General features: G+C 64.7%; 19 protein-coding genes. 12 read left to right on the top strand and 7 right to left on the bottom strand.

Annotated features, from left to right (window positions below; translation table 11 throughout):
- Position 1: 1 nt before the first annotated feature.
- From VO57_013195 to VO57_013170, 6 genes are read right to left on the bottom strand one after another with little or no spacing between them, the layout of a single operon-like run.
- Positions 2-1,315 (bottom strand): MFS transporter, encoded by a 1,314-nt coding sequence (locus VO57_013195; GenBank protein XBL69076.1) that lies wholly within the window; start codon positions 1,313-1,315, stop codon positions 2-4.
- A gap of 4 nt (positions 1,316-1,319) precedes the next feature.
- Positions 1,320-2,390: an acyl-CoA dehydrogenase family protein gene (locus VO57_013190; GenBank protein XBL69075.1), complete on the bottom strand. Its 1,071-nt coding sequence runs from the start codon at positions 2,388-2,390 to the stop codon at positions 1,320-1,322.
- Between the two features lie 32 nt (positions 2,391-2,422).
- Entirely contained in the window at positions 2,423-3,631 is a 1,209-nt protein-coding gene (locus tag VO57_013185) for an acyl-CoA dehydrogenase family protein (GenBank protein ID XBL69074.1), read from the bottom strand.
- A 49-nt stretch (positions 3,632-3,680) separates the two neighbouring features.
- Positions 3,681-5,156 carry an MFS transporter gene (locus tag VO57_013180; GenBank protein ID XBL69073.1) on the bottom strand — a complete coding sequence of 492 codons (1,476 nt, stop codon included), beginning with the start codon at positions 5,154-5,156 and terminating at the stop codon, positions 3,681-3,683.
- Positions 5,157-5,169: 13 nt separating this feature from the next.
- Positions 5,170-6,681 (bottom strand): MFS transporter, encoded by a 1,512-nt coding sequence (locus VO57_013175; protein ID XBL69072.1) that lies wholly within the window; start codon positions 6,679-6,681, stop codon positions 5,170-5,172.
- Between the two features lie 4 nt (positions 6,682-6,685).
- Positions 6,686-7,981 (bottom strand): acyl-CoA dehydrogenase family protein, encoded by a 1,296-nt coding sequence (locus tag VO57_013170; protein ID XBL69071.1) that lies wholly within the window; start codon positions 7,979-7,981, stop codon positions 6,686-6,688.
- A 308-nt stretch (positions 7,982-8,289) separates the two neighbouring features.
- Here VO57_013170 and VO57_013165 point away from each other — a divergent pair, with 308 nt between their 5' ends.
- The 12 genes from VO57_013165 to VO57_013110 all read left to right on the top strand — a co-directional run bounded on the left by VO57_013165 (position 8,290) and on the right by VO57_013110 (position 22,617).
- On the top strand, positions 8,290-9,852 hold the full coding sequence (locus VO57_013165; GenBank protein XBL71342.1) for an FMN-binding glutamate synthase family protein: 1,563 nt from the start codon (positions 8,290-8,292) through the stop codon (positions 9,850-9,852).
- Positions 9,853-9,859: 7 nt separating this feature from the next.
- Positions 9,860-10,819 (top strand): mechanosensitive ion channel family protein, encoded by a 960-nt coding sequence (locus VO57_013160; GenBank protein XBL69070.1) that lies wholly within the window; start codon positions 9,860-9,862, stop codon positions 10,817-10,819.
- Positions 10,820-10,822: 3 nt separating this feature from the next.
- A complete protein-coding gene (locus VO57_013155) occupies positions 10,823-11,629 on the top strand; it encodes a class II glutamine amidotransferase (protein XBL69069.1) in 807 nt (268 codons plus the stop codon).
- 55 nt (positions 11,630-11,684) lie between these two features.
- Entirely contained in the window at positions 11,685-13,400 is a 1,716-nt protein-coding gene (locus tag VO57_013150; protein ID XBL69068.1) for a ubiquinone-dependent pyruvate dehydrogenase, read from the top strand.
- Between the two features lie 70 nt (positions 13,401-13,470).
- Entirely contained in the window at positions 13,471-13,890 is a 420-nt protein-coding gene (locus tag VO57_013145; protein ID XBL69067.1) for a hypothetical protein, read from the top strand.
- Between the two features lie 94 nt (positions 13,891-13,984).
- Positions 13,985-14,926 carry a cytochrome ubiquinol oxidase subunit II gene (locus VO57_013140; protein ID XBL69066.1) on the top strand — a complete coding sequence of 314 codons (942 nt, stop codon included), beginning with the start codon at positions 13,985-13,987 and terminating at the stop codon, positions 14,924-14,926.
- Positions 14,923-17,028, top strand: coding sequence for a cbb3-type cytochrome c oxidase subunit I (locus tag VO57_013135; GenBank protein XBL69065.1), 2,106 nt, complete (start codon positions 14,923-14,925; stop codon positions 17,026-17,028). The genes VO57_013140 and VO57_013135 overlap by 4 nt, the downstream gene beginning before the upstream one ends.
- Positions 17,025-17,651 carry a cytochrome c oxidase subunit 3 gene (locus VO57_013130; GenBank protein XBL69064.1) on the top strand — a complete coding sequence of 209 codons (627 nt, stop codon included), beginning with the start codon at positions 17,025-17,027 and terminating at the stop codon, positions 17,649-17,651. The genes VO57_013135 and VO57_013130 overlap by 4 nt, the downstream gene beginning before the upstream one ends.
- Positions 17,648-18,046, top strand: a complete 399-nt coding sequence (locus tag VO57_013125) for a cytochrome C oxidase subunit IV family protein (protein ID XBL69063.1) — start codon at positions 17,648-17,650, stop codon at positions 18,044-18,046. Before VO57_013130 ends, VO57_013125 begins: the two co-directional genes overlap by 4 nt.
- Positions 18,043-18,732, top strand: a complete 690-nt coding sequence (locus VO57_013120) for a YoaK family protein (protein XBL69062.1) — start codon at positions 18,043-18,045, stop codon at positions 18,730-18,732. The genes VO57_013125 and VO57_013120 overlap by 4 nt, the downstream gene beginning before the upstream one ends.
- A 191-nt stretch (positions 18,733-18,923) precedes the next feature.
- Positions 18,924-22,061 (top strand): FG-GAP-like repeat-containing protein, encoded by a 3,138-nt coding sequence (locus VO57_013115; protein ID XBL69061.1) that lies wholly within the window; start codon positions 18,924-18,926, stop codon positions 22,059-22,061.
- A 142-nt stretch (positions 22,062-22,203) separates the two neighbouring features.
- Positions 22,204-22,617, top strand: a complete 414-nt coding sequence (locus tag VO57_013110) for a DUF4915 domain-containing protein (GenBank protein ID XBL69060.1) — start codon at positions 22,204-22,206, stop codon at positions 22,615-22,617.
- 21 nt (positions 22,618-22,638) lie between these two features.
- Here VO57_013110 and VO57_013105 read toward each other — a convergent pair whose 3' ends face one another.
- Complete coding sequence (locus VO57_013105) at positions 22,639-23,943, bottom strand: SGNH/GDSL hydrolase family protein (GenBank protein ID XBL69059.1); 1,305 nt, start codon at positions 23,941-23,943, stop codon at positions 22,639-22,641.
- Positions 23,944-23,950 lie beyond the last annotated feature (7 nt).

Here is a 23,950-nt window from a genome sequence, read left to right as displayed (position 1 = left end):
GTCAGATGAGCGGCGCGCGGTGACGCGGCTCGCGCACCTTTACGATCAGCAGCCCCAGCGCCGCGACCTGCGCCGCAAGCACGATGAAGAACAGCGGCTGGAAACCGCTGACCGCGACCAGCAGGCCGGCAATCACCGGGCCGCTCGCGGCGATCGCGCCTTCCAGCGTGGTCACGAAGGCGAGCCGCATCGGCGTATCCTGCGGCTCCCCGAATTCGAGCACCATCGTGGTCGAGGCAAGCATCCAGCCCGATCCGCCAACGCCCAGCAGCACGAAGGCGGCATAGATCGGCACGGCGGTGCTGCCGAGGATCAGCAGCGTCACGCCCGAGACCGAACTGCACAGCGCCAGCACGTAGATGATCTTGAAGCCGAAGCGGTCGCCGAGCGGGCCCCACAGCACGTTGGAGAGCGTGTCCGAGCCGAGGAACACAAAGCTGAGGCCGCCGATCAGCGCGCCGTCGAGCCCCAGCTTCGTGCCCGCGTAGATCGTCCAGAACGGCGCGCCGACGCGGGCCATCGTGGAGAAGCACTGCACGGCGAGAAACCATGCGAAGTCGCGATCCTGCAACAGCTCGGGAAACTGGCGGATGCGCTGCATCATCGGCATTTGCGGGCGGCTGACCGGCGCGGCAGGCTCGCGGATCATGGTCTTGAGCACCACCAGCCCCGCGCTGGTCAGCAGGAAGGCGAACAGGAAGGTGGTGGCGTAGCCATTGCCCAGCCACTTGTCCGCGATCAGGTAATTGCCCGCCGCCCAGGCCAGCAGCGCGGCGATCAGTCCGCCAGCGAAATTGCGATAGCCCTGCAACCGCCCACGTTTGCGGATCGGGATCAGCTTGCTCATCAGCATCTGGAACGCGACCCGCTGCGCCCCGGTGAAGAAGCCCAGCAGCACGAAGCAGGCGAAGGTCGCGACCAGCAGGATATTGCCGGTGAGGAAGTAGCCGGTCAGCGCCAGCCCCAGGATCATCAGCCGCATCATCGATCCCACGCCGATCGCGTAGGGCAGGATGTGGCTGCGATGTTCGATCCGCGATCCGCTGGCGATCGGGCTGATCGTCGCGCCGAGCTGCAGCAGCGCGGTGCCTAGCCCGACGGCGGCGGTGCTGCCGGTCAGCAGCAGCAGGTAGGCGGGGATGATGGTGGGCGCGTAGATCAGCCGGAAGCCGGTCATCCCCAGCACGCCGTGAATGAAGTTGGCGGTGTAGTTGCGCTTCAGGTTTTCATCGACGAAGCGCGCGTGTTCGGCCAGCGCGCGTCGCTGCGCGCCGGCCGTGTCGTCCAGTCCCTCGGGATCCTCCAGCGGATCCAAGGCGTCAGTAGCCGCCCAGCGCTGCGAAGCGGTTCTTGAGATAGCTGCGCGTGCCCCACGCAGCCTCCAGCACGCGCGCACGCTTCAGGTACAGCCCGATGTCGTATTCGTCGGTCATCCCGATCCCGCCGTGCAGCTGGATGCCCTCGTTGCTCATCGTGTGCATCACGCGGTTCGCCTCTGCCTTGGCAACGATCGCCGCGCGCGACACGCCTGCGCCGCTGTCGATCGCCTGCAGGCCCGCCTCGACCGCAGAGCGCATCTGCGCCAGATCGGCGAAGAGGTCCGCCATGCGGTGCTGGAGCGCCTGGAACGAGCTGAGCACCTGATTGAACTGCACGCGCTGCTTGAGATAGGCGAGCGTCGTGTCGAACACGATCTGCGCCATGCCGAGCATTTCGGCGGCGGTCAGCACGCGCGCACGGTCCAGCACCTTGTCGAGCAGGTCGTCGCCGCCATTGGCCAGCTTGTCCGCCGCCGCGCCATCGAACGCGATGTCGGCATGGCTGCGCTGGTCGGTCAGGCGGCGGGTGGTGAGGCTCACGCCGTCGCCCTTTTCGACGAGGTAGAGACCGTCCTTTGCGGCGACCACGAACAGGTCCGCCCCGTGCGCTTCGGCGACGAAGGCCTTGGTCCCGGTCAGCTTGCCGCCCGAGACGCTGGCCTCGATCTCTTCAGGCGCGTGATGCGGGCCTTCATCGATCGCAAGCGTGGCGATGGCTTCACCGCTCGCGAGCTTCGGCAACCACTTCGCCTTCTGCTCCTCGCTCCCGCCCAGCATGATCGCGCTCGCGGCGAGGGTGGTCGCGATCAGCGGACTGGCGGTGAGCGTCTTGCCCAGTTCCTCGACCACCAAACCGGCGGAGAGGAAGCCGAAGTCCGAGCCGCCGTGCTCTTCGGGAATGATGATCCCGGCCCAGCCCATCTCCGCCATCGTGGCGTAGGCCGCGCGGTCGAACGCCTCGGGCTCACCGCTCGCGCGGACCTTGCGGAATTCGGTCACCGGGCTTTCGTTGGTCGCCCATTCGCGCGCCATGTCGCGCAGCATTTCCTGCTCTTCGTTGAGAACTGCCATGTCTTTATTTTCCGTATCTTACAGCCGGTAGCTTACTGATGGTCGAGCATGCCGAGCACGCGCTTGGCGATGACGTTGTTCTGGATTTCGGTCGATCCGCCGTAGATCGTGGTGGCCTTGCCGTAGAGCCAGGCGCGCACGCCCTGCAGTTCGACCGGGCTGAAATTGTCGCCTTCCCAGCCGAGGCCCTGCAGGCCCATGATCTCGATCGTCAGCTCGGCGCGTTCCTGCCCCAGCTTGGTGCCGAGCTTCTTGAGCGCGGAGCTGATTTCGGAGACGCCGCCAGCCGCCTTGCTTTCCTCGACCGCGCGGCGCGCGGTGTGGAGGAAGCTGGTCCAGCGAATTTCGAAATCGGCGATCCGGTCGCGCAGCACGGGATCGGCCAGCGTGCCGTCCTTGTTGGTCCGCCCATACTTCTTCGCGATGTCCGCGAGGCTGGCACCCGAGCGTCCGCCCGGTGCAGCACCTGACAGGTTGGTCCGCTCGTGCTGCAGCAGTCGCTTGCCGATGGTCCAGCCCTGGCCTTCCTCGCCGACGAGGTTTTCCTTGGGCACCTTCACATCCGTGAAGAAGGTTTCGCAGAACGGGCTGGTGCCGCTGATCATGGTGATCGGGCGCACTTCGACGCCCGGCGAGTCCATGTCGATCAGCAGGAAGGAAATGCCCTTGTGCTTGTCGCTGCGGTCGGTGCGGACGATGGCGAAGCACTTGTCCGCCCACTGCCCGCCGCTGGTCCAGGTCTTCTGCCCGTTGACGAGGTAGTGGTCGCCCTTGTCCTCCGCCATGGTCTGCAAGTTGGCGAGGTCGGACCCGGCATTGGGTTCGGAATAGCCCTGGCACCAGCGGATCTCGCCGCGACAGATCGGCGGAATATGCTCCTGCTTCTGCGCCTCGCTGCCATATTCGAGCAGGGTGGGGCCGAACATCATCACGCCCATGCCGCCGATCGGGTTGTAGGCGCCCGCGCGCGCCAGTTCCTCGTTGAGGATCGCCGCCTGTTTGCGGTTCAATCCGCCGCCGCCGTATTCCTTCGGCCAGGTGGGCGTGCCCCAGCCGCGCTGGCCCATCGCTTCGCGCCAGGACTTTTGCGCCGGGGTTTCCTTGGCGCCGCCTTCTGCCCCGGCCATGGAGAGGCCCTTGCCCTTCAGCTCGGCGGGGAAATTTTCGGCAATGAACTGTCGCACTTCCTCGCGGAATACGTCGACGCTGTCGCGCGCCTCGGGTTCAAGCTGGGTGGCCATGTTTGCTCCTTGGTCGGTCGATTGTTTGTAAGAGAGTGGCGAGGGCGGGCTATTCCGCCGGTTCGGGAACCTCGTCTGCGTTCACCGCGCTCGCGCGGTCGCGCCGGGCAAGCTCTTCCACGTTCGCTTCGTGGCTTGCGCGGTCGATCCGGTAGGCGAACAGGAAGCCCGCGCCGCCGATGTAGAGGACGATCAGCGTGGGCACGTAGACCAGCGCCAGCATCCGCGGAATTTCAGGGTCGATCGTGCGCGGGTCCGAACCCGGCACGATCCCGACGAAGGCGACCAGCAGCCCGGCGGCAAAGACGCCTAGGCCCGAGGTGGACTTCTGCATCAGCGTATTGGCCGCGTAAAACAGCCCTTCGGACCGGCGGCCCGTGCGCAGCTGGCTCTCTTCCACGATGTCGCCGATCATCGCATGCGTCAGCACGGCGGAGGAAACGCCGCATAGCTGGAACAGCATCGAGAATGCGAAGACGGCGGCGACAAGGCCGGGATCGCCGTTTTCGGGCATCACTCCGGCAAAGCGCAGCAGGTAAGGCGCGCTGGCGAACATCACGGCGAAGATTGCGAGGTAGAAGGCGGCGTTGCGCTTGCCCAACCGCTTGGAAACGATCGGCGCAAGGAACAGCGCGAGGAACGCGCCCGCCAGCGCGTCCACCGTCAGCACCGCCAGCTGCGCCGAATTGAAGCCCCAGAAATAGGTGCCGAAATAGATGTTCAGTGCCGAGTGCATTCCCACCGACGTATATTTGAGCACCCCGAAGGCGAGGATCGCGAGAAAGCCCTTGTTGGAGAAGGTGTTGCCCATCTCGCGCAGCGTCTTCACCGGCCCGATCTTCTCGCGCGCGGGCGGCATCTTGAAATACTTGACCCGGTGCAGCGTGCCGAAGCTCGACAGCAGGATCGCGCCCAGCATCAGCGCGGCCCCGACGATGGCGAAGGTTTCGTAGCCAGCGGGGTTCAGCTGGCCGACCGGGTATTCCTCGGTCGGCGCGAGGAACACCAGCAGGGTCAGGAAGGCCATACCCACGCCGCCGAGATAGGCGAAGAAATAGCGGTAGCTCGCGATCGAGGTCCGCTCGTCGTAATTGCTGGTCAGCTCGGGCGCGAGGGCGGAGCTGGGGATTTCGTAGAAGGTGATGAAGGTCCGCACGCAGCACCCGACCACCAGGATGTACCAGAAGATCTGGCTGTCGCTCATGCCGGAGGGCGGGAAGAACAGCAGCAGCAGGCTGGCCGAGGCGGGCAGGGCGGAGGCGAACATCAGCGGATGGCGCCGCCCCAGCCGGGTGCGGAGCGAATCCGACCACTGGCCCACGATCGGATCGGAGATCGCATCGACCACCAGCGCCACCAGGATCGCGAAGGAGACGAGCTCTGCCCGCACCCCCACGACCTGATTGTAATAGAGCAGCAGGAACGAGCGAAAAGCGACGTCCTTGATGCCGTAGCCGATCGAGCCGGTGCCGTAGAGCAGCCGGGTGAAGAAGCCGAGCTTCGGTGCGGTAGGGTCGGTTACCATGGCGTAATCCTTCCTATCTTGCCGGGGAGCCGAAGGAGCCGTCGCGAATCTGCTGTTCGCGCGCCTGTGCCTCGCGCGCCTTCAGCCGCTCGACATTCTCGCGGTGGCCTTCTTCGGTGATGGGGTAGAACAGCAGGAACAGCGCGCCGATCACCCACAGGCCCAGCGAGGCGGGCACGTAGTGGGCGATCAGGCTGTCCTCCATCGCGGGGGTGATCTGCGAGACATCGGCCTTGGCCGGGAAGTCCGACAGTTCCAGCACGATCCCTGCGACCATGATCCCGAGCCCGGCCGAACATTGCTGCATGAAGCTGGACGCGGCGAAGAACACGCCCGCCGTATGTTGCCCGGTGCGCACCGCATGGTCTTCCACCACGTCCGCCAGCATCGAGGACGTGTTGATCAGCGAGATCGCAATCATCGCGCCATAGACCGCGCCGATCGTGAACAGCGTGGGCAGCAGGCGCGGATCGCCGGGCAGGAAGAAGCTGTCGAGCAGCGTCAGCAGCAGCGGCGAAATGCCCAGTGCGATGCCGAAAATCGCCATCAGCATCGAGGTGTTGCGCTTGCCCAGCCAGCGCGAGAAGCGCGGGGCGAGGGGGGCGGCGAGGACGGCCGCGATCAGGCTGTCGAAGGTCAGCAATGCCAGCTGGTCCGCCTTCAGCTTGAAGACGTAGGTGCTGAAATAGACCGTGGTCGCCGCGTACAGGCCGATGGCGGTATATTTGAACACGCCGAAGCCGAAGATCGCGAGGAAGCCGCGGTTGCGGAACGCCTGCCACATCTCCTTGAAGTGCGAGGCGGGGGTGGCCCCTTCGCCCGGCTCGTCGCGCTGGCGCAGGTAGGGCACACGGCTCAGCGTGCCCCAGCCGCAGACCAGAATCGCGATGAAGATCAGCGCGCCGCCGAGCCAGGCGAACTTGACGTAGCCTTCCGGGTTCAGCTGCCCGCGCGAAATCTCCGGCGTGGCGACGAAGAACACCGCGAGCGAGAAGGCGGCAAAGCCGAAAGTGCCGAGATAGCCGAAGAAATAGCGCAGGCCGAACAGCCCCGTGCGCTCCGAATAATTGTCCGTCAGCTCGGCCGCCATCGCGCTGGTCGGAATCTCGAACGCGCTGATCGACATGCGGGTGAGCGCGGCGAGCGCGAAGATCCAGAACCCCATCTGCATGTCGCTGAGGCCCGCTGGCGGGAACCACGAGAGGACGAAGAATGCTGCCGTCGGCAGCGCGGAGCCGAAGATGAAGGGATGACGCCGCCCGATGCGCGACCGGGTCATGTCGGACCAGCGGCCAATGAAGGGGTCGGCAAAGGCGTCGACCAGCAGCGTGAGCGCGATCGCGCCGGAAACGATCGCGGCGGGCACGCCGAGAACCTGGTTGTAGAACAGCAGCAGGTAGGTCGAGAACGCAGCGTTCTTCACCCCGTTGGCGACCGCGCCGAAGCCGAAGCTGAGCCGGTGAATCCGCGTGATTGGCGGGGCGGAGGCGGGGGCCAAATCTGGCGTGGGGGCGGTAGTGGCCATAACGCTACTCCGCCGCCTCGGTAATTTCCTCGATCGGATCGTACATCTGCTCGGCCCGCGCGCGCCGCTCGATCAGCGAATAGTCGGGGAACATCGGGTCTTCGATGTCGCGGTAGGCGCGCAAGTGCTGCTTCGCGACGGTCACCTTGTGAACTTCGGTCGGCCCGTCGGCGATGCCCATCACCATCGACCCGATCAGGTTGCCCACGAACGGCATCTCGTTCGACACGCCGAGCGATCCGTGGATATGGATGCAGCGCTGCGCGATGTCGTGATAGACCTTGGGCATCAGCGCCTTGATCGCCGCGATGTCCTTGCGCACCTTGCGGTAATCCTGGTGTTTGTCGATCATCCACGCGGTCTTCAGCACGAACAGCTTGAACTGCTCCAGCTCGATATAGCTGTCCGCGATCTGCATCTGCACGCTCTGGTAATCGGCGATCGTCCCGGTGCGCGTCTTGCGGCTGACCGCCCGGCGGCTCATCGCGTCGAGCAGGCGGCGGCAATTGCCCACGGTGCGCATCGCATGGTGGACGCGCCCGCCGCCCAGCCGGGTCTGTGAGATCGCAAACGCCCCGCCGCGCTCACCCAGCAGGTGGTCCGGCGGGATGCGCACGTCGGTGTAGCGGATATAGCTCTCCGAGCCGTTCTCCTGCCCGTAGACCCCGACATTGCGCAGGATCTCGACGCCCGGCGTGTCGACCGGGACGATGAACATGCTCATCCGCTCGTGTCGCGGTGCATCGGGGTCGGTGACCGCCATCACGATCAGGAAATCGGCCCACTTGCCGTTGGTCGAGAACCATTTTTCGCCGTTGATGACCCAGCATTCGCCGTCGAATTCCGCAATCGTCGCGAAGCTGGTCGGGTCCGATCCACCCTGCGGCTCGGTCATTGAGAAGGCGGAGACGATCTCGTTCTGCAGCAGCGGCTCCAGATACCGTGTTTTCTGTTCGGGCGTACCGTAATGGGCGATGATCTCCGCATTGCCGGTGTCGGGTGCCTGGCAGCCGAACACGATCGGGGCAAAGCTGGCCCCGCCGAGAATCTCGTTCATCAGGCCCAGCTTGACCTGGCCATAGCCCTGTCCGCCCAGTTCAGGGCCAAGGTGACAGGCCCACAGGCCCTGCCGCTTCACTTCGTCCTGTAAAGGCCGAACAAGCGCATTTCTGCGCGGATTTTTGACGTCATAGGGATGAATGCCGAGCAGGCCGAGCGGCTCGACCTTCTCGCGCACGAAGCCTTCCATCCAGTCCAGCTTCTGCTGGAATCCGGGCTCGGTCTCGAAATCCCAGGCCATCACTTTCTCTCCCACGCGACGCACTTTGGTGCGCTCTGCGAGGCGAGCATACCTAGTTTTCAGAATGGAACAAGGGATCGCTTTACGCGGAAGCCGAAGTTCAGCAGTATAGGTACGACGATGCGGGACAACTGGCAGTGTCCCGGGTTCGACAGGGAGATGAAAAGCCGCGCGCTTCTGCCTTTACACGGAACACTTTTCGACCGTACCGCCTTGACCAAGATCAAGGAAAAAGGGCGTTTCGCATGATGGTTCGCGGGTTGTTTGCTGACAGTGGACTCGAGCGAAATCTGGGCTTCTGGGTGCCTCTGGCGCTCACCGTCGCTCTCGTGATTCTCGGTCTCTGGGTGCACCAGGGGTTTTTCTGGGGTCTCGTGGTCGCCGCCCCGCTGTTGCTGATCGCGCTGTGGGACATGGTGCAGATCGACCATTCCCTGCGGCGCAATTACCCGCTTACCGCCCGCTTCCGCTGGCTGTTCGAAGATCTGCGGCCCTTTCTGCGCAGCTATATCGTGGAGGGCCCGCTGGAAGGTCGCCCGTTCGACAGGGTCTCGCGCTCGCTGGTCTATGCCCGTGCCAAGAAAGATGAGGACGCGCATCCTTTCGGGACCGAGCTGGACGTTTATTCCGAGGAATACGAGGCGCTGTGCCACTCGATCAATCCGAACCCCAAAGCGCCCAAGCGCACGCGGGTGCATGTCGGCACGGATCAGTGCAGCAAGCCCTATGATGCCGCCCGGCTGAACATCAGCGCGATGAGTTTCGGCGCGCTCGGCAACCACGCGATCGAGGCGCTCAACATGGGCGCGAAGATCGGCGATTTCTATCACGACACGGGCGAGGGCGGCCTCTCCAAATACCACCTCAAGCATGGCGGCGATGTCGTGTGGGAACTGGGCTCCGGGTACTTTGGCGCGCGCGACAAGGACGGAAACTTCGATCCCGAAAGCTTCCGCGACAAGGCGCAGCACGATTCTGTCAAGATGACCGAGATCAAGCTGAGCCAGGGCGCCAAGCCCGGCCATGGCGGGCTGCTGCCGGCGGCGAAGGTGACCGATGAGATTGCAGAGACCCGCCAAGTGCCCGCTCACGAGGATTGCCTGTCGCCCCCGGGGCACTCGGCCTTTTCGACCCCGCGCGAAATGCTCGAATTCGCGGCGAAGATGCGCGAGCTTTCGGGCGGCAAGCCAGTCGGTATCAAGCTGTGCGTCGGCATGCCGCACGAGGTGTTCGCGATCTGCAAGGCGATGCTCGACAGCGGCATCACGCTCGATTTCATCGTTGTCGATGGCGGTGGGGGCGGGACGGGCGCGGCTCCGCTGGAATTGTCCGACCACGTCGGTCTGCCGCTGCGCATTGGGCTCTACTACGTCAACAACGCGCTGATCGGCACCGGGCTGAAGGACAAGATCAAACTCGCGGCGTCGGAGAAGGTGTTCTCCGGCTCCGCCATCGCGATGAACGCCGCGCTGGGCGCCAACTGGTGCAACGCCGCGCGTGCCTTCATGTTCTCGCTCGGCTGCGTGCAGTCGCTGCGCTGCCACACGGGCACCTGCCCCACGGGCGTCGCGACCAGCTCTCCCGCCCGCCAGCGCGGCCTGGTGATCCCGGAGAAAGCGCAGCGTGTCGCTAACTTCCAGTCCAAGACGCTCGACAGCCTGCACGACATCGTGGTTGCCTGCGGGCTTGAATCGCCCGACGAGTTCACCCCGCGTCACCTGCGCCAGTGGAAGAACAATGCGCAGATGATCCCGTGGTCGCAGATCGTGCACGAGGTTGAGCCCGGCAAGCTGCTGAGCGAGCCCGACGACACGCCCTTTGCCGAATACTGGCGCATGGCGAACCCGGACACCTTCAAACCGACGCTGTGATCGCGCGATGATCACGCCGTTCCTGAACGCCAAGGCCAGTCCAACGCCGACCGCGACGCCATCACCCGTAGCATCCGACACGCCCAGGGCGGTGGTCGAGCTGACGCACTACATCGATCCCAACCACCTGTGGGGTGCGGTGGCGCTCGGCGTCCTGTTCCTCCTCTTCGGGCTGGTGCTCACCAGACTGCTGCGCCGCGCGATCCATGCGCTGATCGATCACGATCCGAAAGAGCATCTCGACCGGATGACGCTGAGCTTCATTTCGAACCTCGCGACATTCGTGATGTGGATCGTGCTCGCGCTAGTCTTCTGCCACGCGGTGCCGGCGCTCAACAAGCTTACGACCTCGCTGCTGGCCGGGGTCAGCATCGTCTCGGTGGTGATCGGGTTCGCCGCGCAATCGACGCTGGGCAATCTGGTGTCGGGCATCAGCCTGGTGATTTACAAGCCGTTCCGCCGCGGCGACCGGTTGCAGCTGACCACCCCCACGGGTCTGGAGACCGGTATCGTGGAGGACTTGTCGCTCGGCTACACCGTGCTCAGGACTTTCGACAATCGCCGCATCGTCCTGTCGAACGGGACCATCGCCAACCAGATCATGATCAACCTGTCGTCGGTCGATCTCAGGGTCATGATGACCCCGACAATTTCGATCGGCTACAATTCCGACATCGCGAAGGCGCGCGCGATCATCCTCGAACTGGCGCATGCGCACGACGACGTGCTGGAGGTCGTCGGTTGCCCGGTTGTGAACCTCGGTGCGTCGAGTGTGGACCTCTCCCTGCGCGCTTGGTGCGCCGATGCGTCGACCGCCAAAGGCGTCGAATTCGACCTGCTGGAGCAGATCAAGACATGGTTCGACGAGGCGGGGATCGAGATTCCCTACGCCTACCAGAACGTGATCGTGAGCGGTGTGCTCGCACAGGAAAAGGGCGCCAGCGAAGGCGACAAGGACGAGGCATGATGCATGTGTGAACTCTTTGCGATGAGTGCGTCGGTCCCCCACACAGTGCGTTACGAACTGGACCTGTTCGCCGCCGAAGGGGGAGAGAAACATCGCAATCGCGACGGGTGGGGCATCCTCTTCGCGCAGGACCGCGATGCCTACCTGTTCCGCGAACCCGACCCGGCGGCGACCAGCGAGCTGAGCCGCATGGTCGTCCGCGATGCGCGGCCCTGCAAGCATCTGATGGCCCATGTCCGCAGGGCCTCTGCGGGCAAGCCCGCGCTCGCCAACACGCATCCTTTCGACCGGGTGGTGAACGGCAGGCGGAATGCCTTTGCTCACAATGGCGACCTGCCGGGGATCGAGGATCGTGAGGACGCGCGCGAATGGATTGCCCGCCGGATCGGCGACACCGATTCCGAACTGGCCTTCCTGATGCTGCTCGACCGGTTGAGCAGGGCGGGCGCAAGCGATGCGGAGGCACGGCTCGACGTGTTCGGGCGTTTCGCCGCCGAGATGCGCGAACTGGGCAGTTCGAACTTCCTGTTCTTCGATGGCGAATACCTGTTCGTCCACGCAGACCGGCGGCGCTTCGAAACCGAAACGGGCCTGACCGAACCGCGCGAACCGGGGCTCAATATCCGCAGCTTCGACGAACGCCATCGCGGCCACAAGTGGCAGACATCGGGCGCGACCATCGAGGAGATTTCCGGCCCGCTGCACCTCTTCGCCTCGGTGCCGCTCGATCCCGAAGGATGGGAGCCGCTGGCGCGCGGCACTGCGATGGCACTGAAGGATGGCAAGATCGTATCACAATATGTGAGCTGACACCGCGGGCTGAGTGCAAGCGCCCGATGCCGGTCTCCCGAACGAAAGGAAGAATATGTCGAAGAAGGTGGCGGAGATCGTCGTTGATGCCCTGCAAAAGGCAGGTGCCAAGCGGGTTTACGGGATACCCGGCGATACGATCAATCATTTCACCAACGCCGTCGCCAAGAGCGACCTTCGCTGGATCACGGTCCGCCACGAAGAGGTCGGTGCCTTTGCAGCTGGCGGCGAATCCTACATGACCGGCGAACTCTCGGTCTGCGCGGGCACCTGCGGGCCGGGCTCGCTCCACTTCGTCAACGGGATCTACGAAAGCCACCGCAACGGCGCGCCGGTGGTGCTGATCGCCTCCGACGTTGCCCGTACGGAGAGCGGCTTCAACTTCCCGCAGGAAGTCGATCAGAAGAAGATTTACGAACAGCATTCGCACTTCTGCGAATATATCTCGCATCCTTCGCAGGCGCGGCGGATCGTGACCAAGGCGGCTCAGGCTGCGCTGACCAAGCGGGGCGTGGCGGTCGTCATCGTCAACGGCGACATGTTCACCGAGACGGACGATGATGCGATGGAGTGGGAGGTCTATCGCCCGCAGCCCGTGTGCCGCCCGAACGACGCCGAGATGGCCGAGCTGGCCGCGATGGTCGATGCCGCCGGCAAGGTGTCGGTCTATGCCGGGATCGGTGCCCGCGATGCGCGCGAGGAGATCGTCGCCTTCTGCGAGAAGGTGAAGGCACCGATGGTGCACACCACCCGCGCGAAGGAGTTCCTTGAGCCGAACAACCCCTACAATGTCGGCGTGAACGGCATTCTGGGCAACAAGGCGGGTGTGGAAGCGCTGGAAGACGCGGATCTGGTCATCTCGCTGGGCTGCGACTTCGCCTACACCCAGTTCTACCCCGAGGCGAAGAAGATCGTGCAGATCGACATCGATCCCACGCATCTGGGTCGCCGGTCAGCGATCAACATGGGGCTGGTCGGCGATGCGAAGACGACCTTCGCGGCGTTGACCCCGCTGGTCGCGGTGAAGAGCGACGACAGCCACCTCCAGACGCACCTCAAACAATGGGCCGAAGACCTCAAGGGTTACGATCATGAGGGCGAGGAGCAGGATCCCGAGCTGATCCACCCGCAATTCGTCGCCAACATGCTCGACGCGAAGGCGGCGGACGATGCGATCTTCGTCTCCGACGTCGGCACCGCGATGGTGTGGATGTTGCGCCATCTGAAGGCCAACGGCAAGCGGCGCTTCCTCAACAGCCTGCTGCACGGCACCATGGCGAGCGGGATGCCGCAGGCGATGGGGGCGAAGCTCGCCTACCCGGGCCGGCAGGTGATCGCGATGTGCGGCGACGGCGGGCTGACCATGCTGATGGGCGACCTGCTGACGCTGGTGCAGGAGGACATTCCGCTCAAGCTGGTGGTGTTCCACAACAACACGCTCGGCTTCGTGGAGATGGAACAGCGGGTGGAGGGACTGGTTGATCACTTCACCGGACTGCACAATCCGGATTTCGCCAAGCTGGCGGAGGCCTGCGGGTTTGCCGGATGGCATGTCGAGCAGGCGGGCGAGCTGGAAGCGGCGATGGATGCCTGGCTGCGCCATGAAGGGCCTGCGTTGCTGGACGTTCACGTCAACCAGATGGAGCTGGTCATGCCGCCCAAGGTCGAGGTGTCTCAGGTTGCATCGACTGCCATGTTCGGCGTGAAAGCCGTGCTCGATGGCCGTACGAAGGAGGTCGTCGATCTGCTGCGGAACAATTTCTTGCGATGACCTGCCATGCGGCTAGTTTGGCCGCGCCATTCAACGCCGGGCTGCGCCCGTGCAAATCAGGAAAACGATGATGACCTTCAAGATGAAATACGCCCTGCTCGCCCTGCCGCTGGCCCTCGCGGTGTCGGCCTGCGAGAGCCCGGCGGAAAAGCAGGAAGAAGAGGCGCAGGCCGAAACGGTCGCGCAGCCCGGTTTCGAGGGCACCGCCGCCACGCCCTCCGAAGCGCGCGACGAAGCCTACTCGCTTGCAGCGAAGCTCTCCTCGGGCGACCTGGACCCGAACGAAGCGGTGAGGGTGCTCGAAGATCTCGACAACCTCGTCAGCGAAAACCTGACCGATTTCCCGGAAGATATGGGTCCGGCCCTGACCGAGGATATCGAGTCCGCGCGTGATGCGCTGGAAGCGGATGACGAGGCGGGGATGCGCGAGGCGGCGACCCAGTTCCAGAACAAGCTTTCAGACGCTGCGACGGGTTCCGACGCACAGTAATCGACAGCGCGCCGTCATGGTGGCGGCGCGCCGTCCCTGAATTTGGGCGGCTTTATTTGGACGGCTTTCACGGGGAAGCCGGGGGCTAGGTTTTATGTCGTGGGCCAGACTGGCCGCAGGCTGTCTGCTTGCGTTGATCGCCACGGACGCCGCGCTGGCGTCCGGCGCGCTGCAGCAGAGCTTCCTCCAGCCCATGGGCCCCGTCGCACAGGAGCAGGCGAGCCACCTCATGCGGGTGGTGGGGATCACGATGATCGTGATCCTCCCGGTGCTGGTGGGCGTGCCCTTCATCCTGTGGCGCTACCGCTATGCAAAGCCGCGCGGCGCCTATGCGCCCGAGTGGGAGTTTTCCGGCAAGCTCGAATATGCCCTGTGGGGCGTGCCGGTCGTGATCGTGATCGTGCTGGCCAGCTGGCTGTGGTATTCCACTCAGAAGCTCGATCCATACCAGCCGCTCGGCCCCGACCCGCTGCAGGTGCAGGCCATCGGGCTCGACTGGAAATGGGTGTTTATCTATCCGGCAGAGGGCATCGCGACGGTCGACGAACTGGTCGTGCCCGTCGGCCGCCCGGTGGAGCTCACCCTGACCACCGATACCGTGATGCAGAGCCTGCTGGTCGCCCCGCTGACGGGGCAGATCTACGCGATGCCGGGGATGACGACCAAGCTGAACTTCGCCGCGACCCGCACCGGGGAGGCGGAGGGCGAGAATACGCAGTTCAATGGTGATGGTTTCGGCCGCCAGAAATTCACCCTGCGCGCGCTCAAACCGGCGGACTACGAGGCATGGATCGCGCGGGGCGGCAGTGGCCTGACGCTCGATGAGAGTACCTACGGCACTTTGCGTCGGCGTACGGTTCTGGCGGATGCCCGAGGCGACTTGGGGCTGGAGAAGAATGCGCAGCCGATCGTGATGACCCTGGGTCAGCCAGACATTTTCCAGCAGATCCTCGCCAAGTATCATGGTGACGGCGGGACCGAGCGCTGGGGTGGCACCAGGTTGCCGCAAACCGGCGCGGCGGGAGCCGGACAATGAGCGGCCAGACAAGCCCGATCTTCGGCAATCTCGACTGGAACGTCACGCCCTTTACCGATGTGCTGCAGAATCCGGGCACCAGCACGATTATCGGAGCCTTTGCCGCGAGCGTGCTGGTCCTCGGTGCGATCGCCGCGGTGGCCTTGTTCACCCGCATGCGTTGGTGGGGGCCGCTTTACCGCAACTGGCTGACCTCGCCGGACGCCAAGAGAATCGGCATCATGTATATCGCGCTCGCGCTCATCATGCTGGCGCGCGGCATCATCGAAGGCTTCGTGATGCGCGCCCATCAGGCGAGCGCGCTCGGCACGCTGAGCGCGCAGGAAGGCGGCCTCGTCGCGCCCGATCACTTTGCCCAGCTGTTCAGCACGCACGGGACGATCATGATCTTCTTCGTCGCGATGCCCCTGCTGATCGGTCTGATCAATTTCGTGTTGCCGCAACAGCTGGGCGCGCGCGACATGGCCTTTCCCGTGCTCAACCAAGTGAGCCTGGGGCTGACCGCCGCGGGTGCGGCGCTGGTGATGATCTCGCTGCTGGTGGGCGATTTCGGGACCGGCGGGTGGACCATGTACCCGCCCTATACGGGCAAGATCTTCAGCCCTGGCGAGGGGGTCGACTACTGGCTGTGGGCGATCCTGATCTCAGGGTTGGGATCTACGCTGACGGGGATGAATTTCGCCGTGACGATCTTCAAGCAACGTGCGCCGGGCATGCACCTGATGCGTATGCCGCTGTTCTGCTGGACCAGCCTGTGCGTCGCGATCATGCTGATCTACGCGATGCCCGCGCTCACCGTGTCGAGCGCGATGCTGGCGCTCGACCGCTATGCCGGATTCCACTTCTTCACCAATGAAGCGGGCGGCAACATGATGAACTATGCCAACATCTTCTGGATGTTCGGCCACCCCGAGGTTTACATTCTGATCCTGCCCGCCTTCGGGGTGTTTTCGGAGATCAGCTCGACCTTCTCGGGCAAGCGGCTCTATGGCTATACCTCGCTGGTAATCGCCAGCATGAGCATCGCGGTGATCAGCTTCACCGTGTGGCTGCACCACTTCTTCACCATGGGGCAAAGCGCGGGGGTGAACATCGCCTTCGGCATCGCGACCATGGTGATCGGTATCCCCACCGGCGTGAAGATCTACGACTGGATGGCGACCATGTGGCGCGGCCGGGTGCGGATCACCACGCCGATCGTCTACCTGACGGGCTTCTTCCTGCTGTTCGTCATCGGCGGGCTATCGGGCATCATCCTGGCCAATCCGTCGATCGACTATCAGGTGCACAACTCCACCTTCCTGGTGGCGCACTTCCACAATGTGATCATTCCCGGCGTGCTGTACGGAATGCTGGCGGGCATCCACTACTGGTTCCCCAAGGCTTTCGGCTTCCGGCTGAGCGAGACATGGGGCCGCCGCACCGCGTTCCTGTTCGTGGCCGGGTTCATCTTCACCTTCATGCCGCTCTACGTGCTCGGCCTGATGGGCATGCCGCGCCGTTCGCCGACGTTCCAGAACCCGGATTTCCTGCCGTGGATGTATGTTGCCGCGTTCGGCGGAGTGCTGATGCTATGCGCGCTCGCCAGCCTGATCTGGACGTTCTGGACCAGCTACCGCCACCGCGCGGCTCTGGCAGTGCCGGGCGGCGATCCGTGGAACGGCTCGACCCTCGAATGGTCGACCCCCGCGCCGGTGCCCGAATGGACCTTCCCATGCATCCCGCATGTTACCGCACGCCACGATTGGGGTGAGAGGAAGCGCGCGGGCGACCCTTGGCATGGGCCGACAGAATACACCGACATCGAAATGCCCGCCAACACCGCGCACGGCCTGCTGATCGCGGTCGCGGCCTTCCTGCTAGGCTTTGCGATGGTCTGGCATATCTGGTGGCTCGCGATCCTCGGCGTCCTTGCCATCCCAGGCCTCATGCTTCTTCGCGCGATGCGGGTAATCGAACCCCGGATCATCCCGGCGGCGCAGGTTGCCGAGGCAGACAGCCGGTTCCGCCATCTGGTCGCTAGTCTACCCGCGGCCACCCGAGCCGACGAAGAGACCCAGCGCAATCGCGGCGTCCCCGATATCTCGGAGTTTGCAGGATGAGCGATAACGGACTCTATCCCGGCCTCAACCTCGGCGCGACGCATGGGGAGGCGCACGAAGACGCCGAGAAGACCGTGTTCGGCTTCTGGGTCTTCCTGATGAGCGACCTCATCATCTTCGGCATCCTTTTCGCCTCCTACGCCTCCTATCTCGATCCCATCGGGATGGCGGGCGGTCCGGGGCCGAAGGACTTGTTCGACCTAACCAGCGTGGCGATCCAGACCGCTTTCCTGCTGGTCGGCGGGATCGCCTATGCGGGCGTGTCGCTGGCGCTGAAATATGATCAGGGCCGCGAGAAGATAATCGCCTGGCTGCTTGTGTGCGCGGTGCTGGGCGCGGGCTTCCTGTTCTTCGAGGTTAAGGACTTCATCGCTCAGGCGGGCGAGGGCGGCGTGCCGCAGGCGAGCGGCTGGCTCAGTTCCTACTGGGCGCTGGTCGGGCTGCACGGCATTCACGTGTTCTCCGGCATTCTGTGGATATTCGCGACGATCGGACAGATCGCGACGCGCGGGCTCGACGATGTGGTCAAGGTCCGCCTGTCGATGCTCGGCGTGTTCTGGCATTTCCTCGACCTCATCTGGGTCGGGATCTTCTCGCTCGTTTTCCTGGTGCCCCTCGCATGACCAAGCCCAATACCGGAGAGCTCGATCCGCAGGGTAACGCGGCCAGCGAGATCAGGAGCTATGCGACCGGCTTCGTGATCAGCCTGCTGCTGACCGTGGGCGCGTTTGCCGCCCTGCTGTCCGACCTGCCGACGACATGGAAGATCGCCCTGATCTGCGGCGCGGCGCTGATCCAGATCGTGGCGCACCTGCGCAATTTCCTCCATCTCAGCCTCGCCGATGCGCAGTCCGAGGAGGATCTGCTGCTGGTGCTGTTCTCCGTCTGCCTGCTCGCGATCATGGCGGGCGGCACGTGGTACATCATGTCCGACCTTGGCGGGCGCATGCATCAGGCGAGCGGCGGCGATGCACCGATGCATCAAGCTCCCGCGCACGGGACGGGCGCACGGCAGTGATCACGCGCAAGCAGGCCGTCTTCACGCTCAACTTCGTGGCCGGTTGGGTGGACGCGGTCGGCTTTCTCGCGCTGGTCGGCTCGGTCCGGGCGTTTCCCTCTTTCATGAGCGGCAACTCGACCAAGGTCGTGACCGATCTCGTCTCCGGCAAGACGGCGCTGGCCGGCATGGTTGCGGCGGTGGTGCTCGTCTTCATCCTCGGCACGATCGTCTCGCGCCTGATCAATAATGGCGCGCGGCTGCGCGAGACCGCAGCGCTGGCGGCGGTGGCCGGGGTGCTCTGGCTGGCTGGCGCTGGTGCCGTGTCGCATTGGAGCGATTACGCCCTGCTGCTCCTGCTGGCATTCGGCATGGGGATGATCAACCGCGCCTTGCAGGGGAGCAACGGGTTCACCGTCCACACCTTCGTCAGTAGCGCGGTGGTGACCATCGGCTCCGACATTGCCGACGCGATTTCGGGACGCGGTGCGTGGAAGCAGGCGCTGCTGCCGCTGAGCATCTGGGGCGCGATCCTCTCGGGCGCGTTTGTCGGCGCGATCCTGACGCTCGAGCTCGGCCTGTTCGCCGCTCTGTTCGGCCCGGCGTTTGCGGTCAGCCTGCTGGCACTGGCCAACGCGGCGGGATCGCTCGAACCGGCAGCCGAGGCCCGGGACGGTCATATGGACACCATCGAAACGCACGGCTGACGCACGCAGCAAAGCTCTTTTTGCCCCAAACCGGCGTTTTCCCGGTAGGTGAAACCGTCACGCCGGACCATTTTTCGCGTCGGCCGGCAGCCAAGTATGGTAAACGGGCGATGATGGACCCGGGGGTGATCGGGTTGGTCTCGGGGGAGGCGACCATGCCAGTTTCAAGCTTCATCATTCAGTATTCAAACGTGAATTACGCAGATTTTTTGTCTGCCGACGCCGATCTCATCATCACCGAGGGTGATGGCGATGATTCGCCGCGGGTAACAGAGCAGCTAAGTGCGGAGCAGGCAGCCAATCTGATCGCGCAGGGCCGTTTGGTCGCGGGTTACGTCAATGTCGGGGTGACCGACACTGCGCGCGGATACTGGAATCCGGACTGGACTTCAGCGGGTAACTTGACTGATGACGATCTCAATCCCGTTGCCGCCACCGCGCCTGCCTTTCTTCAGGGTGCACCCGCCAACGACTATGGGCGGCTGGTCGATTTCACCGATCCGGACTGGCAGCAGCTCGTGGTCGATCAGGTCACGTTCCTGCTTACCGAGCGTGGCTTCAACGCGATCTTCCTCGACGACGTGAACACCTACTACCAGCGATATGTCTCGCTGAACGGAGAGCCTGCCACCGCTGCCGCCCGCGACGAACTTGCCGCGCAGGCACAGGCCATGACCGAGTTCGTCACCCGCATTCGGGGCGTGATGGACTCTATCAATCCGGACGCGGTGCTGATCGCATCGACCGATCCCTATATGCCCGACAACTCGCCGGGGGGTGCGAGCGGAGCGATCGCCGACCAGTATCGCGACGCGGTCGACTGGTATCTGCTGGACAATATGCCCAACCAGGCCGCACTCGACCGGGCCGCCGCTGTGTTCGGGGACCATCTCCTGGTCGTCCAGTCGGACGGGAGCTTTCCGACCGGGCCGACTGGGCCGCTGCCCCTCGACGATCTGCACGGCTACGGGCCGGCCTTCTACGCCCCGTCATCCGCCTACGACACCTTCGTCCCGTTCGAACGTCCGACCGCCACGACCGGCACCCTCATCGAAGGCGGTAATGGCCCGAACACGCTTCGTGGGGGCGATGGCGATGACATCATTCTGACCGGTGCCGGCGATGACATCGCCTATGGCGGGGGCGGCAATGATCGCATCGACCCGGGCACCGGAGCGGATCAGATTTTTGGCGAAGCGGGGGACGACTGGATCGAATTCAGTTCCGTGATGGTGTCTTCGCCGCAGCCCGAGACAATCGGCATTCTCGATGGCGGAGCTGATTTCGACACGCTCGACCTGCGCGCAGTCTGGCCGGTAACCCTGGGCACTATTTCAACATCCCCGGGCGTCTTTTCGCTGGGCGTCTACGTCGGCAGCCAGCGATATTCGATTGTGAACGTGGAAAGGATACTCCTCGGAGATCGCGACGATACTGCCACGCTGAATCAGGCCCCCTTCGGCACCGAGCTTTACGCGGGCGGGGGTGATGACAATATCACGGCTGGGCCAGGCCAACGTGTGTTCGGCGAGGGCGGCAACGACAGCTTTTTTATCAGTGGTGCTTTCGGCACCTCGGTGCCCGACGGTCTGATCGATGGCGGTGCGGGCATCAACACACTCAGGACCAATATTGCGTTCACCGTAGACCTTGCCGCAGGCGCAGCGACGGCAGGAAACGCCACCTACGCCATTTCGAACATCCAGAACGTGTTGGCGAGCCCATCTTCAGGCTATTCGACCACCGTCTATGGTGACGGGTTATCGAATGCGATCGGGGTCGACCCCGTGTCCTCCTCCGGCACGGGCTCTATGGTCTTCTACGGTCGCGGGGGGAACGACACGCTCACCGGCGGTCTCGGCAACGACATTCTGGACGGCGGAGAGGGCACCGACACCGCCGTGTTCTCCGGCAGCCGCGATGCTTATGCGATCACCCAAATCGCCGACGGCCAATTCGAAGTTTCCGGTCCCGACGGGACGGACACGCTCACCAGCATCGAGCACCTGCAGTTTGCCGACGGCACCTACGTGTTTGGGCCGACCACCGGTCCGGTGAGCCTGGGCTATGCAGGCTTCGGCTACGCGCCCGAGGCAGGCGGCTGGGCGGACAACACGACCTATCCGCGCGGAGTGGCAGATATCGACGGCGATGGCCGGGCGGACCTGATCGGCTTCGGCAGTGCAGGGCTGTTTGCGGCGCTTTCCAATGGTGACGGCACCTTCGGGGAGACCTTCCTCGCCTATAACGGTTTCGGCGCGAGCGATGCTGCGGGCGGCTGGGCGAACGACAATCTCTACCCGCGCACCATTGCCGATGTGAACGGCGACGGGCTGCAGGATCTGATCGGGTTCGGTTCGGCGGGCGTCTCGATCGCGCTCGGCCAGGCTCCGGCTTCGGGGCAGGCGGTCGCTTTCGGGCCCGCCACGCTCGCCTACGCAGGCTTCGGCGCGAGCGATGCTGCGGGCGGCTGGACTAGCGCGGACACCTACCCCAGAACCGTGGCCGACGTGAATGGCGACGGGCGCGGCGACCTGGTCGGCTTCGGCGGCGCGGGCGTGTATGTCGCGCTCGGCCAGTCGGATGGCAGCTTCGGCGCGACCCAGCTTGCGCTGAACGGGTTCGGCGCTTCGGATGCGGGCGGCGGCTGGTCGTCGGACGATCGCTTCCCGCGTGTGCTGGCCGACGTAAACAACGACGGACGTGCGGATATCGTCGGCTTCGCGGCCAACGGCACTTACGTCGCGCTGGGCCAGTCCGACGGGAGCTTTGGCAGCATGATGCTCGGCATAGCGGGCTTCGGCTATGCCGATGTTGGCGGCGGCTGGTCGACCGCAGACCGCTATCCGCGCACGCTGGGCGATGTGAACGGCGACGGGGTGGCGGATATTATAGGCTTCGGCGGAGACGGCACCTACGTAGCGCTGGGGCGCGGCGACGGCACCTTCGGCGATACCACGCGGCTGGTCGATTCCTTCGGGCAAAGCGATGCCGGGGGCGGCTGGTCGAGCAACGACCGGTTTCCCCGCTTCGTCGCCGATATCGACGGCGATGGACTGTCCGATCTGGTCGGGTTCGGCGGGGCGGGGGCCTATGTGGCGCGCGCCAATGTCGAGTGGGTGCGCCAGAGCGGGCAGATCGGGCAGGACGCCCAATCGCAGGCAGGCTCTCCTCTGCCGCAATGGGCCGAGCTCTTCGCCGGGCCTGTCGAGGCCGGCGCGGTTTCGCACGGAGCACATGGTTTTGCCGACCGGGCGCCGACCCTCCATCCCCCTGGCCCGGGGCCTGCGGGGCCGGACATGGACTTCGTCGCGATGCATGTCATGTAGCCGAAGGTGAAGCGCTTTCGTCACCGCCGTCGGCCAGTCCGACACCTTCGACGGATGGCGCGGTCATTGGCGCGACGGTGGCGTGGTGATCGAGATCGAGGGCGGCAAGGTGGTGGGGTAAGGCCTGTCCATACCGCACTCTTTGCGCTGGCGCGACGGGTGGCTGTGGCTGCACAACAGCGGCGAGGGGCAGTTCGGCTATGTCGATATGGACAAGGGCGCGTTCGTCCCGGTCGCCTTCTGCCCCGGCTACCTGCGCGGGCTCGCCTTCATGCGCGAGATCGCGGTGGTCGGGATGTCGCTCCCGCGCGACAACAAGACCTTCAGCGGGCTCAAGCTCGACCAGGAACTGGCTGAGCGCAAGATGACCCCGCGCACCGGCCTCTATTTCATCGACGCCAGAAATGGCAGCATCGTCCACTCGATGAACTTCGAAGGTATCCTGATCGAGCGTTACGATGTGTGCGTGCGGCCCGGCATCCGCCAGCCCGCCGCGATCGGCCCCGCCTCGGAAGATATCCGGCGGACCGTCAAGGTCGCCGACTTCGAAGGCTAGGGCCGAGACGCGCGGGAGGTCCTACAGCCCGCGCGGGAGGTAGCCCGGCACCAGCGTGATTCCCTGGAAATACACGGGCTGGCTGGCGGTAGCTGCCGCCGTGTCGTGGTGCAGGCGCACGGTGATCTCGTAGCACTCCGCTGGCACCATCAGCCCGCAGATCGCCCACGGCACCCAAGCATTGCCCTGATCCTGCGCAAGCGGCCGGGTCGTGCAGGCGGCGGATCCGCCCGCAGGGGCCAGCGCCTCCAGCGTGATCGCGCCCAGCGTGTGCGGCGCGCCCGTTGGTTTGTACACCCAGCCGAACAGCGAGACCGGTTTGCCGCGCAGAGGTGCGTGGCCGTAATCGGGCAGGGTATAGGATATGCGGTTGAGGAACACAGTGCCGCCAGTGCTGGCGAGCTTGAGCGAATGGCCCAGCGCGCGGTCGCGCACGATCCCCGGCTCCTTGCTGGCGGTCACCCCGGATGCGGCCACCCAGCCATCGGGCACCGCGCCATCAAAGCGGGAGAAGTCGCCATTGGGAATCAGGTTGAGCGCCGGGTCGAGCCCGCAAAGGGTCGATGGCGGACCGAGCGCTGCCCGGGCGGGGGCTGCATCCCACAGATCACGGATCGCGGGCAGGTATGCCGCTTCGATACCCGCGTCGCTGGGGTGCACCGGATCGCCATCGGCAAACCACGCGGACGGCTTGCCCGCTGCAAGATAGGGCGTGTGCGCGTCGATCAGCGCGATATCGCGCAGTCGCGCAACCCGCCGCCACGCATCGACCGCACGGTCCATCGCGGAGCCGTCCGCGCGCGGGTTCTGCAGCAGCGCGACGATCGGCACACCGGGATGGGCGAGGCGGTAGTATTCCAGCGCGGTGAGGAATTCGCCCAGCACCTGTTCGTCGGTGGTGCCGACCACATGATTGTGCCCGTGGCAGATGGTCAGCAGGTCCGGCGTCTCATCAGCGAGGCCGCTGTCGCGCCACAGTGTGCCGAGCCCGTGGGCCATTTGCCCGCCCGCCACGGCGAAGTTGCGGATCCGCACGGTCGGTCCGCTGCCAACCGCTTCGGTGGTTGCGCCGCCATAGGCACCGTCGGCCCAAGTCGTGACCAGCACGGTCGGCTGGCTGGGGTGGGTGGCGATCACGTCGGCGAGGCGGAAGATGAATTCTCGCGGGCTTTCACGCGAGTTGGACAGGCTGTCCGACCAGTTGACGATAGACACATCGCGGCCCTGGTCGAGCATGTGCTTGATGTGACCGAAGCCGTTGGCGGCGACGGTCGACGGAGCTTGCGCCGCGCCGGAGGCGGGACGAGGCTGGATCGTCTGGAGCATGGTGCGG

Origin of the sequence: Citromicrobium bathyomarinum, from assembly GCA_001306305.2 — a bacterium.
Classification (GTDB): Bacteria; Pseudomonadota; Alphaproteobacteria; order Sphingomonadales; family Sphingomonadaceae; genus Alteriqipengyuania; species Alteriqipengyuania bathyomarina.
The sequence above is the reverse complement of the archived record's forward strand: the minus strand, read 5'-3'. Positions and strand labels throughout refer to the sequence as shown.

Bases quoted from the DNA above. Each gene is read 5' to 3' on its own strand.
- VO57_013190 (XBL69075.1), bottom strand. From the start codon at position 2,390: ATGGCAGTTCTCAACGAAGAGCAGGAAATGCTGCGCGACATGGCGCGC.
- VO57_013175 (XBL69072.1), bottom strand. From the start codon at position 6,681: ATGGCCACTACCGCCCCCACGCCAGATTTGGCCCCCGCCTCCGCCCCG.
- VO57_013160 (XBL69070.1), top strand. From the start codon at position 9,860: ATGATCACGCCGTTCCTGAACGCCAAGGCCAGTCCAACGCCGACCGCG.
- VO57_013170 (XBL69071.1), bottom strand. From the start codon at position 7,981: ATGGCCTGGGATTTCGAGACCGAGCCCGGATTCCAGCAGAAGCTGGAC.
- VO57_013105 (XBL69059.1), bottom strand. From the start codon at position 23,943: ATGCTCCAGACGATCCAGCCTCGTCCCGCCTCCGGCGCGGCGCAAGCT.
- VO57_013130 (XBL69064.1), top strand. From the start codon at position 17,025: ATGAGCGATAACGGACTCTATCCCGGCCTCAACCTCGGCGCGACGCAT.
- VO57_013125 (XBL69063.1), top strand. From the start codon at position 17,648: ATGACCAAGCCCAATACCGGAGAGCTCGATCCGCAGGGTAACGCGGCC.
- VO57_013135 (XBL69065.1), top strand. From the start codon at position 14,923: ATGAGCGGCCAGACAAGCCCGATCTTCGGCAATCTCGACTGGAACGTC.
- VO57_013185 (XBL69074.1), bottom strand. From the start codon at position 3,631: ATGGCCACCCAGCTTGAACCCGAGGCGCGCGACAGCGTCGACGTATTC.
- VO57_013155 (XBL69069.1), top strand. From the start codon at position 10,823: ATGTGTGAACTCTTTGCGATGAGTGCGTCGGTCCCCCACACAGTGCGT.
- VO57_013180 (XBL69073.1), bottom strand. From the start codon at position 5,156: ATGGTAACCGACCCTACCGCACCGAAGCTCGGCTTCTTCACCCGGCTG.
- VO57_013150 (XBL69068.1), top strand. From the start codon at position 11,685: ATGTCGAAGAAGGTGGCGGAGATCGTCGTTGATGCCCTGCAAAAGGCA.
- VO57_013145 (XBL69067.1), top strand. From the start codon at position 13,471: ATGACCTTCAAGATGAAATACGCCCTGCTCGCCCTGCCGCTGGCCCTC.
- VO57_013140 (XBL69066.1), top strand. From the start codon at position 13,985: ATGTCGTGGGCCAGACTGGCCGCAGGCTGTCTGCTTGCGTTGATCGCC.